Genomic DNA, 12042 nt, shown 5'->3' on the forward strand with positions numbered 1-12042 from the left:
CACCCGCGATGAGCGGACCGACGCGACGTTTCGGGCTGGAAATGGGTGGCTCCTCGGGACCGATGCGGCGGGCGGCCGCCCGGTCATTCTGCCGTGAAGCACGCCCGGCCGCGCGGCCGGTGCACCCTCAGAGCTTGTGGGGGACGTCGTTGACCAAGCCGCCGTCCATGACGAACTCGGCGCCTGTGGCGTACCGGGATTCGTCGCTGGCGAGAAACACCACGAAGCTGGAGACCTCTTCGGGTTGCCCAGGCCTGCCCAGCGGGATCGTGAGCATGTCCTCGGGAAAGTGCTCGGTCATCGGGGTCCGGATGAAGCCGGGGTGAATCGAGTTCACCCGGATCTGCTTGGCGCCCAGTTCCAGCGCGGCCGATTTCGTCAGGCCACGCACGGCCCATTTCGACGCGACGTACGGGTGCACCATGGCGGCGCCGCGCAGCCCCTCGATCGACGACACGTTGATGATCGACCCGCCGCCCGCGGCTTTCATGGCCTTGACGCAGGCCTGCATGCCCAAGAAGGTCCCGGTGAGGTTGACGTCGATGACCTTCTGCCACTGGGCCATGTCGAACTTGCCGATCTGGCCGAGCGCGACGATACCGGCGTTGTTGACCAGCACGTTGAGCACGCCGAACTCGTCGGTCGCGGTCGTGACGGCAGCCGCCCACTGATCGGCGTCGGTGACATCGAGATGGACATAGCGCACCGCGTCGCCCAGTTCGGCCGCCAGGGCCTTGCCTTCGTCATCGAGGATGTCCCCGATCACGACCTTGGCGCCCTCGGCCACGAGTGCGCGGGCGTGCTCGGCGCCCATACCGCGCGCGCCGCCACTGATCAGTGCCACTTTTCCGTCAACCCGTCCCATGACGGCTGAGGCTACCGCCTGAGAGGCCAAATTAGAACCTGTTCCAATTTCTGCGTCGAGTCGGCATACTTCGACCCCATGGCCATCCGCGTCGCGCACATCGGCACCGGCAATGTCGGCAGGCTGGCCCTGACCGGGCTGCTGACCAACCCCCGCTACGAGCTCACCACGCTGTGCGTCTCGACGGCGGCGAAGATCGGTAAGGATGCGGGCGAACTTGCCGGCCTTGTCATTTCGACAGGCGTCGCCGCGGTCGGCGATCTCGACGCCGTGATCGCCGCCAAACCGGACTGCGCCGTCTACTGCGCGATGGGCGACACCCGTGGACCGGAGGCGATCACCGACGTGGTGCGGCTGCTGGCGGCGGGCATCAACGTCGTCGGCTCGGCGCCCGTCGTGCTGCAGTACCCGTGGCACCTCATGCCCGGCAAATACATCGCAGCCATCGAGGAAGCCGCACAAGCCGGCGGGGCGAGCCTGTTCATCACCGGCGTGGATCCCGGGTTCGCCAACGACCTGATCCCGTTCGCACTCGCTGGTACGTGCCAGAGCATCCGGCAGGTGCGCTGCATGGAGATCGCCGACTACGCGACCTACGACGGCGTCACCGTGATGTTCGACGTGATGGGCTTCGGCAAGCCGCTCGACGAAACACCGCTGCTGTTCCAGCCCGGCGTGCTCAGCATCGCGTGGGGCACCTCCATCCGACAGCTGGCCGCGGGGCTGGACATCGAGATCGACGACATCACCGAGGTGTGCGAAAAGGAGCCCGCCCCAGAGTCTTTCGACGTTGCCGCGGGCCACATCGCCGCAGGCACGGTGGCGGCCATGCGGTTCGAGATCCGGGGCATGGTCCGCGGTGAACCGGTGATCGTGATCGAGCATGTCACCCGACTGCGCGAGGATCTGCGACCGGATTGGGCACAGCCGGCCCAGCCGGGCGGGTCGTATCGCGTCGAGATCGTCGGGGAACCGTCCTACTCCGTCGACATCTGCCCCAGCAGCCGCAAGGGCGACCACAACCATGCCGCGATCGTCGCGGCGGCCGGCCGCATCGTCAACGCGATACCGGACGTGGTGGCAGCGCCTCCCGGCATCCGGACCACGCTGGACCTGCCGCTGGTGACCGGCAAGGGCCTCTTCGGGCTCTAACGTGCCCGCTGGACCGTCAGTACCGGCCAATCGCGCTCGACCGCCACCGCGGCCAGGCCGGGCCGGGGATTCACCGGCCGGGGGTGGCCCACCAGCCGCATCAATGCGCCGTCCTCACCGCCGTCTGCGTAGAAGTAACTGCGATCCAGCTCGACGTCCTTGTCCGCGCAGAACCGTTGCACCGCATCGGCTTTGCGCGCACCCCAGACGATGGGCCGGATCACATTGCCGGTCAGCAGGCCCTGCCCGTCGGTCTCGAAGTGATTGCACAGCACGTGGTCGATGCCGAGATGACGCGCGACCGGTTCGGCGTGGATGGTCAGCGCCGACGAGCTCATCACCACGGTGTGGCCGCGTTCCTGATGGCGCCGGACCACCTCGCGCATGTGCGGGTAGACCCTGTCGAGGATGTGGCGCGTGAACAACTGCTCCCCCAAGGCGTCGAGTTGCTGCAACGACTCACCTCGCAGGTAGCCCGCGGCCCGCACGATCAACCGCTCGAACGGCATGCGGCCCAGCCGGTAGCGCACCGAGGCCTCGATGATCCCCAGGATCTCCCCGACCGCGGCCTGCCGATTGCGGATCCGATGCCCGGCGTGGGCCGTGGCCGTGAACCCGTCGACGAGCGTCCCGTCCAGGTCGAAGAACGCCCCCACCCGCGCGCCGCCTGGGCCGTCGCCGATTTCGGCCAGGGATTCAGGTGGCGACAAGGTGCGGCCCATGCAAGCAAGTAGATCAAGCCGGGCCGCACTCCGCGAATCCTTAATGGAGCACCGACGTTCCCCGACGACACCCCGTCGGCGGGAATTTCGGAGCATTTTGCCCGGGTCCCGCCCCGCAGCGGCGCTTCGGAGTACTAAACTAGAACACGTTTCAGTCGTTTGGTCATGATTTCGCACCGCCCCCGCTTGGAGGAAGCCCGCATGCACACCGCACTCTGCGACGAACTCGGTATCGAATTTCCGATCTTCGCCTTCACCCACTGCCGCGATGTCGTCGTGGCCGTGTCCAAGGCCGGCGGGTTCGGCGTCCTCGGCGCGGTCGGCTTCACCCCTGAGCAACTCGAGATCGAACTCAACTGGATCGACGAGCACATCGGCGACCATCCGTACGGCGTCGACATCGTGATCCCGAACAAGTACGAAGGCATGGACACCAACATGTCCGCCGACGAATTGAAAACCATGCTGCAGTCGCTGGTTCCGCAAGAGCACCTCGACTTCGCCCGCAAGATCCTCGCCGACCACGGCGTGCCCGTGGAACACAGCGACGACGACGCGCTGCAACTGCTCGGCTGGACCGAGGCCACCGCGACACCGCAGGTCGAGGTGGCGCTGCGGCACCCGAAGATGACCCTGATCGCCAACGCGCTCGGCACGCCACCGGCCGACATGATCAAGCACATCCACGACGAGGGCCGCAAGGTCGCGGCGCTGTGCGGCTCGCCCTCGCAGGCCCGCAAGCACGCCGATGCCGGTGTCGACATCATCATCGCGCAGGGCGGCGAGGCAGGCGGGCACAGCGGCGAAGTCGGGTCGATCGTGCTGTGGCCGCAGGTGGTCAAGGAGGTTGCGCCGGTTCCGGTCCTGGCCGCAGGCGGTATCGGCAGCGGTCAGCAGATCGCCGCCGCGCTGGCGCTCGGCGCACAGGGCGCCTGGACCGGATCGCAGTGGGTCATGGTCGAGGAATCCGAGCACACCGAGCAGCAGCACGCCGCCTACGCCAAGGCCACCAGCCGCGACACCGTCCGCAGCCGGTCCTTCACCGGCAAGCCGGCTCGCATGCTGCGCAACGACTGGACCGACGCCTGGGAGAACCCGGACAACCCGAAGCCGCTCGGAATGCCGTTGCAGTACATGGTGTCCGGCATGGCGGTTGCCGCAACGCACAAATATCCGAACGAGAGCGTCGACGTCGCGTTCAACCCGGTGGGCCAGGTGGTCGGGCAGTTCACCAAGGTGGAGAAGACCTCTGCCGTCATCGAACGCTGGGTGCAGGAGTACCTGGAGGCCACCGGCAGGCTCAATGAACTCAATGAGGCTGCCGGCGTGTGACTTTCACGCCCCCGCTCTGGCCGAGGACCACTCCGCCGAGGATTGCGGTCAGTATGTGGCTGTTGCAATTTTGGCGGTTTGTCGGCGCGACGGTGGCGAGGTTGGACTGAATTCGTCTCCACGAGTGAACTGTCTCCGAAATCCGGCGCTCAAATTCGCAGAGGGTTCACGCTCGCGGTAGGCAGTGGGTGTCGCAGTGCTTACGTCTCGGATTGCAGCCACCGGGTGGCTGCAATCCGCGGCCTAAGCGCTGGACCACAGGCCCTCTGACTATGTATGGTTGCATACATAATCGCGAAAGGGGCGACGTGACGACACCACGCGAGCGCATGGTGGCCTCGGCTGCACTGCTGATCCGCGAACGCGGAGCACATCCGACGGCCATCGCCGACGTGCTACAGCACAGCGGTGCACCGCGCGGCTCGGCGTACCACTACTTCCCCGGTGGACGCACCCAATTGCTCTGCGAAGCAATCGATTACGCGAATGACCAGATCGCAGCGCGCATCGCCAAGGCCGATAGTGCCACCGCTCTGCTCGACGGCATGATCGCCGGCTTCCGCAAGCAACTGCTCAACAGCGAGTTCCGCGCCGGATGCCCCGTCGTCGCCGTCGCGGTGGAGGCAGGCGATCCGGACGACGGCGACTCGCCGGTCCGGGAGCGCGCCGCCGCGGCGTTTCACCGCTGGACCGGACAGATCGTCGAGCGACTGCAGAACGACGGTGTGGCGGCCGACCGTGCCGAAGAACTCGCCATGCTGATCATCAGCTCGATCGAAGGCGCGGTCGTCATCGCCCGCGCAACCCGCGACGTCAAACCGCTCGACCTGATCCACCGCCAATTGCGCGAACAACTGGCGGCAGCAACCCGCTGAGCCCTACCACCCGAAGGACACCGCCATGACGGTCGACCAATGGCAGCCCACCGCATGCATCTTGTGCGAATGCAACTGCGGCATCGTGGTGCAGACCGAAGGGAGGGCCATCACCAAGATCCGCGGCGACAAGGACCACCCGGCATCCCAGGGTTACACCTGCAACAAGGCGCTGCGGCTCGACCACTACCAGAGCAGCACCAATCGGTTGACCTCGCCGCTGCGACGCCGCCCGGACGGATCGTATGAGGAGATCGACTGGGACACAGCCATTTCGGAGATCGCAGCCAGGTTCCTGCAGATCCGCGACAGCCACGGCGGCGACAAGATCTTCTACTACGGCGGCGGCGGTCAAGGTAACCATCTCGGTGGCGCGTACAGCGGGGCGTTCCTCAAAGCTATCGGGTCGCGGTACCGGTCAAACGCCTTGGCACAGGAGAAGACCGGCGAGGCCTGGGTCGATGCGCACCTGTACGGCGGGCACACCCGGGGCGAGTTCGAACACGCCGAGGTTGCGGTGTTCGTCGGCAAGAACCCGTGGATGTCGCAGAGTTTCCCGCGCGCCCGCGTGGTGCTCAACGAGATCGCCAAGGATCCGGGCCGCGCGATGATCGTCATCGACCCGGTCATCACCGACACCGCCAGGATGGCCGACTTCCATCTGCGGGTGCGCCCCGGCACCGACGCGTGGTGTCTGGCCGCGATGGCCGCCATTCTGGTTCAGGAGAACCTGTGCGACGAAGCGTTTTTGGCCGCACACGTCAACGGCGCCGATGCGGTCCGCGAGGTGCTGCAACAGGTGCCGGTCGGCGAGTACGCGGCGCACTGCGGCGTCGACGAAACCCTGCTGCGCCGGGCAGTGCGCCGCATCGCCGCGGCCGAGAGCGTGGCCGTGTTCGAAGACCTGGGCATTCAGCAGGCACCCAACAGCACACTGTGCTCGTACCTCAACAAGATGCTCTGGATCCTCACCGGTAATTTCGCCAAACGCGGTGGGCAGCACCTGCATTCGTCCTTTGCGCCGTTGTTCGGATCGGGCGGGGTCGGCCGCAGCCCGGTCACCGGCGCGCCGGTGATCGCCGGTCTGGTGCCTTCGAACGTCGTGCCGCAGGAGATCCTCACCGATCATCCCGACCGCTTCCGCGCGATGATCGTGGAGAGCAGCAATCCGGCGCACTCGGTCGCCGACTCTGCGGCGGTACGCGCGGCGTTGCAGTCACTGGAACTGCTGGTCGTGATCGACGTCGCCATGACGGAAACGGCGCGGCTGGCCCACTACGTGCTGCCCGCGGCGAATCAGTTCGAGAAGGCCGAAGCGACGTTCTTCAATCTCGAGTTCCCGCACAACACCTTTCACCTGCGCCACCGGCTGTTCGAACCACTGCCGGGCACGCTGCCCGAGCCCGAGATCTGGGCCCGGTTGGTCCGGGCCATCGGCGTGGTCGACGACGCCGAACTGCAGCCGCTACGGCGCGCCGCGCGCGACGGGTTGGACGCTTACGCCGCAGCGTTTCTCGGTGCGGTGGGAGCCAATCCGGCGCTGGGCCGGGTGCTGCCGTACGTCCTCTACGAGACGCTGGGGCCTGCGCTGCCGGACGGCCTGGCCGGCGCCGCGGCCCTGTGGGGACTGGCCCAGAAGACCGCCATGTCATATCCGGACGCCGTGCGCCGGGCCGGGCACGCCGACGGCAACGCGCTTTTCGAGGCCATCCTGGCCGGCCGCTCCGGGGTGACCTTCACTGTGCACGAGTATCGGGATGACTTCGCGTTGATCAGCCACGCCGACCACAAGATCGCTCTGGACATGCCCGAGATGCTCGATGCCGTAAGGGCTTTGCCGTCCATGCCGACGGCGCTGACCTCAGCGGAGTTCCCGCTGGTGCTGTCCGCCGGGGAGCGGCGGGCCTACACCGCCAACGACATCTTCCGCGACCCCGGCTGGCGCAAGCGCGACACCGAGGGCGCGTTACGGATCAGTGTCGAGGATGCCCGCGCCATCGGCCTGAGCGACGGTGACCGGGCCAGGATCACCACCGCGACGGGTAGCGCCGAGGCGAGCGTGGAGGTCAGCGATGCGATGCTGCCCGGGCACATCTCGCTACCGAACGGATTCGGTCTGGATTACACCGACGCCGACGGCCGTGCGGTGACACCGGGGGTCGCTCCCAATGAACTGACCGCCACGCAGTGGCGCGACGAATACGCGGGCACGCCGTGGCACAAGCATGTCCCCGCCCGGGTTGAGCCGGTGCCGGTCGTCAGCGTCCCCGGGCTCTGAGCCCGCCGGCCGCGCTCAGGGCAGCGGCGGAGCCGGATCGGCCGGCGGCGGCGCGAAGGGATTCCACGGCGCAGGCGGCGGCGGTGCCGGGACATTTGCTGGAGCCGGCACGGTCCCGGGTGCCGGTGCCGCAGCGGGAGCAGGTGCGCCGGGCAGGACGGGGCCTGCCGGGGCGACGGTGTTCGGCCCGGGCGCTCCCTGCAGCGCAGGGCCGCCGGGTGAGAGCGGCACGTTCGGGCCAGGTGCCTGATTGGGGATCGGGGTGCTCATGTTGCGCTGCGCGAGGCCCAGCAGCAGCGCCTGCTTGCCGCTGATCTCGTTGTTCTGGACCGCGTGCCACAGATCCTTCAGATAGCTCACGTTGGGGCTGTCAGGGTCCTGCGCGCTGGGATCCATGGTCGATCCCGGCGGCAGCGAGTCCGGACTGGCCAGATGCGGAATGCCCGAAGGCGGTGCCGGAAGCGCACCAGGGGCGGCCGGATCGGCCGCCTGGGGCGCCGGTGCGGCGCCGGGATCGGGGGGCGGTACTGGCAAGCCTGGATCGGCTGACGCCGCCGCTGCGATCATCAGCGCGACGACGGGAGCCGATGCGCAGCACGCAGCCGCACACGCAAGCTTTCGGATGTCGACGGTCATCGGTGGCCTCTCGCTGTTACTCCAGTGGCTGATGGTAGCGCTGGGTCCATCGGCGGTGCCACCCAATCGTTACACCGGCAGAATCGGAACACGTTCCAAAACGGACGTCGTCCGACTTTGTGTAACCCGCTGCACACCGCCCCAACTGTGGTGTAGCAAGGAGACACAACACTACACAACGTCGTCGCGAGGGAGCACTCCACGCCATGCCGACTTTGAATCTCCCGCCCGGATTCGACTTCACGGACCCCGATATCTACGCCGAACGGCTGCCGGTCGACGAACTTGCGCAGATGCGGAAGCTGGCGCCGATCTGGTGGAACGAACAGCCCGTCGACGGCACAGGCTTCGACGACGGCGGATTCTGGGTCGTCACCAAACACAAGGACGTCAAGGAGGTGTCCCTGCGCAGCGACGTCTTCTCCAGTCAGGAGAAGACCGCCCTGCCCCGCTACCCCGAGGGCAGCATCTCCCAGCAGATCGAGCACGGCAGGTTCGTGCTGCTCAACATGGACGCCCCGCATCACACCCACCTGCGCAAGATCGTCTCGCGGGCATTCACGCCACGGGCCGTGGAAAAGCTGCGCGATGATCTGGCCCGGCGCGCCCGCACCATCGCCCACGCCGCGGCCGCCGAGAATGCCGGCGATTTCGTCGAGCAGGTGTCGTGCGAACTGCCGCTGCAGGCCATCGCCGGGCTCATGGGGGTGCCGCAAGAGGACCGCAAGAAGCTCTTCGACTGGTCAAATCAGATGGTCGGCAATCAGGATCCGGAGTTTGCCGGCAACGACGCCATCTCGGCGTCGGTGGAGCTGATCATGTACGGGATGAAGATGGCAGCCGAGCGGACGGCCACGCCCGGCGACGATCTGGTGACCGCGCTCGTGCAGGCCGATGTCGAGGGCCACAAACTCTCCGACGACGAGTTCGGCTTCTTCGTGATCCTGCTGGCGGTGGCGGGCAATGAGACCACCCGCAACTCGATCACCCAGGGCATGATGGCATTCACCGAGTTCCCTGCCCAGTGGGAGCTGTTCAAGCAGCAGCGACCGGCCACCGCGGCCGACGAGATCGTCCGGTGGGCCACACCGGTGACGTCGTTCCAGCGCACTGCGCTGGCGGACACCGAGCTCTCCGGTGTGCCGATCAAGAAGGGGCAGCGGGTGGTGATGTTCTACCGCTCGGCCAACTTCGACGAGGAGGTCTTCGACGATCCGTACACCTTCGACATCTTGCGAAATCCCAACCCCCATGTGGGATTCGGCGGTACCGGCGCGCACTACTGCATCGGCGCGAACCTGGCCAGGATGACGATCGACCTGATGTTCAACGCCATCGCCGACGAGATGCCCGACCTCTCGCCGCTGGCCGAACCCGAACGGCTACGGTCCGGTTGGCTCAACGGCATCAAACACTGGCAGGTCGACTACCGCGGTGCCGCGAATGCGAAATGCCCTGTGCCCCATCAGGATCTGGGTAGTCAATGATCGAACGCCAGTAGTCATCCGAGATTTCGCCACCTCCGCGCAGCACGATGGCCAGCCCGGTTGCCATGGCGATGCCCAAAAGACCCAGCCACAGCCCGAACACAGCGATGACGATCCACAGCACCGCGGTCACCGCCGGCCACGGTGATACCACCGCCAGCACGGGCGCGAAGAAGAATCCGGTACCCACGTAGGCGGCCGAGCCCGCGCGGTCGGCTGTCATCACGAAGCGCAACCATCGCGGGACCGGCGCAGCTGGGCGGGTGGGGTGAGCCATTGCGCCTCCTGGACTCCAGAGTTGTTCCCGACACCACCACGCTCGCGGGTATGTGTAATGGGCGCAATTACCTCGGAGGTAGTGGCCGGGCGGCGTGGCATCGCCGAGACTGGTCGGGTGACCACGGCGACCAGGCAGTCATCCATCGGCACCTTGATGCGCGAGTGGCGGCAGCGCCGCCGGATCAGTCAACTCGAGCTGGCGATCGAGGCCGACGTGTCGGCGCGACACGTCAGCTTCATCGAAACCGGGCGTTCGACGCCGAGCCGAGCCATGGTGCTGCGGCTGGCCTCAGTGCTGGATGTCCCTCTGCGCGAACAGAATCGGTTGCTCATGGCCGCAGGTCTTGCCCCGGTGTACGGCGAACGCCCTCTTGACGATCCCGATATGGCCGCGTTGCGTGACGGCGTGACGCGGGTGCTGGAGGCCTACCACCCGTACCCGTGTGTGGTCATCGACCGGGCCTGGAACCTGGTGCAGGCCAACGCCGGAACAGCGCTGCTGTTGCAGGGCGTCGCCGAGCATCTGCTCGCCCAGCCCAATGCGCTGCGGATCACGCTGCATCCCGACGGGATGGCGCCGCGGATCCGCAATCTGGCCGAGTGGCGTCATCACCTGATCAGCAGGCTGCAACGCGAGGTGTCGGTCAGCGGGTCCGACGAACTGGCGGCGCTGCTGACCGAGATCGAGGCCTATCCCGGCGGGTCGGCGCCGATCCGGGATCTCGGCGGCGTCGTGGTCCCGCTGGAGCTGGACACCGAACACGGCCCGCTGACGTTCCTGAGCACGGTCACGACGTTCGGTACGGCGCTGGACCTCACCGCGGCCGAGCTCAGCATCGAGGCATTCCTGCCCGCCGACGCGGCTACCGCGGCGGCGCTGCGCTGACTTGAGGGTCAGGCGTTGATGATGATCGGATCACCGATGTTGACGGTGTTGAAGTACCACGCCGCGTTGTCCGGGCTGAGGTTGATGCAGCCGTGGCTGACGTTCGAGTTGCCCTGCTGAGCCACCGACCACGGCGCCGAGTGCACGTACACCCCGCCCCAGGTGACGCGTACCGCGTCGCTGACGGTCAGCTTGTAGCCTTCCGGATCGCTCAACGGGATGCCGATGGTCCGCGAATCCATCACCACCGTCTTCTCTTTCGACAGCGCGGTGAAGGAGCCGACAGGGGTCGGATGTTTGGGCTTGCCCATCGAAGCAGGCATGGTGCGCGCGACCTGGCCGTCGATGCTGACGGTGAACGTGTGGGCGCTGATATCGGCCACCCCGAGCACGGTGGCGCCGGTCTCGAAGCTGGTCTTGAAGCCCTCGGCGACGACAGAGATGGTGGAGTGCGCCGGGTAGAACTGATCCGGCGTCCAGCGCATCACATCGTTGCTCAACCAGGTGACCTTGCCGGTCGGCGCGGTCCCCGCGGAGGTGGTCACGCGCAGGCTGTGCTCGGCGGCGCCGCGGTCGATCACCGGAGCGCTGAACGTCACCGTCACCGGGTACGCCACCCCGACGACGGCTCCCGCCGCCGGCTCGACCGTGACTACCGGGTTCGGGGTGCTGACGGCTGCCGCCGCGACGTTAACCGAGCCGGCGAGGGCCAGGGTGGCGATCCCGATTACCGCAAACACTTTTCGGACCGATCCCAGCGCGGTTCGAGGACCGGGCGACGAGGCGTTCAGCATTTCTGCAGTGTAGTTCGTCCGCTCCCCCCGCCGCGGTAATCGCAGGCCGAGGCCGGTAGGCGTCGCATCGGATTCACGAGGGAGGCGAGTCACGCTTATTGCATCGACACCCGTGGCAGGAACGTTTCATCCGCCTCGAGATCGGTCCGGTGCGTCACCGGCCACCAGCAACACCGGGTAGGGACAGATCACTCGATACCGAAAACGACTCGGTAATTGCCACCGCCCTTGATGCTGTGGCTACGGCGCCGGCGGCACGTCCTGCGTCGGTGGCGGCTGGTCGGGCGCGGAGGCAGGTGGTTGCCCGGGCACGGGCACACCGGCCTGGTCCGGAATCGGCTCGGTCGCGACGTCCGGTGCCGGGTGCAGGCGGCCCAGCCGTCCGAGGATCCGCATCCGCAGCGGTAGCTTGGTGGCGGGATCCTCCTGTGCGGCGGGATCGGCGGGGAGCTGTGCCTGCGGCGGCCCGTCCGGCGGCGCAGCGGGCACGTCGGGAACCTGGCCGCCGGGAGCCTCCTGTGGAGCAGGCACGCCTGCGGGGGCCTGATCGATGCTGGGCTCGGCGACGAACTCCGGTGCCTGAGGTTGTGGTGCGGCAGATTCGACGGGCGCGGACTCGACGAGTTGGGCCTGCGGCTGTCTCTTATACACATCTCCGAGCCCACGAGACTACGCTGCAGGGGGTATGCCGTGTTGTGCGTGAATAAAAAAAGGGGGGGGGGGGGGGGGGCCACAC

Annotated in this window: 12 protein-coding genes; 6 read left to right on the forward strand and 6 right to left on the reverse strand. The window is 67.1% G+C overall.

Features of this window, described 5'->3' with window-relative positions; all coding sequences use genetic code 11:
* Window positions 1-127: 127 nt before the first annotated feature.
* A complete protein-coding gene (locus A5784_RS21540; protein WP_064946927.1) occupies window positions 128-865 on the reverse strand; it encodes a glucose 1-dehydrogenase in 738 nt (245 codons plus the stop codon).
* A gap of 78 nt (window positions 866-943) precedes the next feature.
* On the opposite strand from A5784_RS21540, the gene A5784_RS21545 reads away from it, so the two are divergent.
* Window positions 944-2017 carry an NAD(P)H-dependent amine dehydrogenase family protein gene (locus A5784_RS21545; RefSeq protein WP_064946928.1) on the forward strand — a complete coding sequence of 358 codons (1074 nt, stop codon included), beginning with the start codon at window positions 944-946 and terminating at the stop codon, window positions 2015-2017.
* On the opposite strand, the gene A5784_RS21550 is transcribed toward A5784_RS21545, so the two are convergent.
* A complete protein-coding gene (locus A5784_RS21550; RefSeq protein WP_064946929.1) occupies window positions 2014-2739 on the reverse strand; it encodes an HAD family hydrolase in 726 nt (241 codons plus the stop codon). The two genes, A5784_RS21545 and A5784_RS21550, sit on opposite strands and share 4 nt — an antisense overlap.
* Before the next feature lie 201 nt (window positions 2740-2940).
* On the opposite strand from A5784_RS21550, the gene A5784_RS21555 reads away from it, so the two are divergent.
* The 3 genes from A5784_RS21555 to A5784_RS21565 all read left to right on the forward strand — a co-directional run bounded on the left by A5784_RS21555 (window position 2941) and on the right by A5784_RS21565 (window position 7224).
* Entirely contained in the window at window positions 2941-4071 is a 1131-nt protein-coding gene (locus tag A5784_RS21555) for a nitronate monooxygenase (protein ID WP_064946946.1), read from the forward strand.
* 308 nt (window positions 4072-4379) lie between these two features.
* On the forward strand, window positions 4380-4946 hold the full coding sequence (locus tag A5784_RS21560; protein ID WP_064946930.1) for a TetR/AcrR family transcriptional regulator: 567 nt from the start codon (window positions 4380-4382) through the stop codon (window positions 4944-4946).
* 25 nt (window positions 4947-4971) lie between these two features.
* Window positions 4972-7224 (forward strand): molybdopterin-dependent oxidoreductase, encoded by a 2253-nt coding sequence (locus A5784_RS21565; RefSeq protein ID WP_064946931.1) that lies wholly within the window; start codon window positions 4972-4974, stop codon window positions 7222-7224.
* 15 nt (window positions 7225-7239) lie between these two features.
* On the opposite strand, the gene A5784_RS21570 is transcribed toward A5784_RS21565, so the two are convergent.
* Window positions 7240-7860 (reverse strand): hypothetical protein, encoded by a 621-nt coding sequence (locus A5784_RS21570; RefSeq protein WP_064946932.1) that lies wholly within the window; start codon window positions 7858-7860, stop codon window positions 7240-7242.
* A gap of 206 nt (window positions 7861-8066) precedes the next feature.
* On the opposite strand from A5784_RS21570, the gene A5784_RS21575 reads away from it, so the two are divergent.
* Window positions 8067-9347, forward strand: a complete 1281-nt coding sequence (locus A5784_RS21575) for a cytochrome P450 (RefSeq protein WP_064946933.1) — start codon at window positions 8067-8069, stop codon at window positions 9345-9347.
* On the opposite strand, the gene A5784_RS37710 is transcribed toward A5784_RS21575, so the two are convergent.
* Entirely contained in the window at window positions 9268-9624 is a 357-nt protein-coding gene (locus A5784_RS37710) for a hypothetical protein (protein WP_082944998.1), read from the reverse strand. The genes A5784_RS21575 and A5784_RS37710 overlap by 80 nt on opposite strands.
* 156 nt (window positions 9625-9780) lie before the next feature.
* On the opposite strand from A5784_RS37710, the gene A5784_RS21580 reads away from it, so the two are divergent.
* Complete coding sequence (locus A5784_RS21580; RefSeq protein ID WP_064946947.1) at window positions 9781-10512, forward strand: helix-turn-helix domain-containing protein; 732 nt, start codon at window positions 9781-9783, stop codon at window positions 10510-10512.
* Window positions 10513-10520: 8 nt separating this feature from the next.
* Here A5784_RS21580 and A5784_RS21585 read toward each other — a convergent pair whose 3' ends face one another.
* Window positions 10521-11306 carry a L,D-transpeptidase gene (locus A5784_RS21585; RefSeq protein WP_064946934.1) on the reverse strand — a complete coding sequence of 262 codons (786 nt, stop codon included), beginning with the start codon at window positions 11304-11306 and terminating at the stop codon, window positions 10521-10523.
* A gap of 240 nt (window positions 11307-11546) precedes the next feature.
* Window positions 11547-11957 (reverse strand): hypothetical protein, encoded by a 411-nt coding sequence (locus tag A5784_RS21590; RefSeq protein WP_064946935.1) that lies wholly within the window; start codon window positions 11955-11957, stop codon window positions 11547-11549.
* Between the last annotated feature and the right edge of the window lie 85 nt (window positions 11958-12042).

The organism is Mycobacterium sp. 852013-50091_SCH5140682, assembly GCF_001665685.1.
GTDB lineage: Bacteria > Actinomycetota > Actinomycetes > Mycobacteriales > Mycobacteriaceae > Mycobacterium.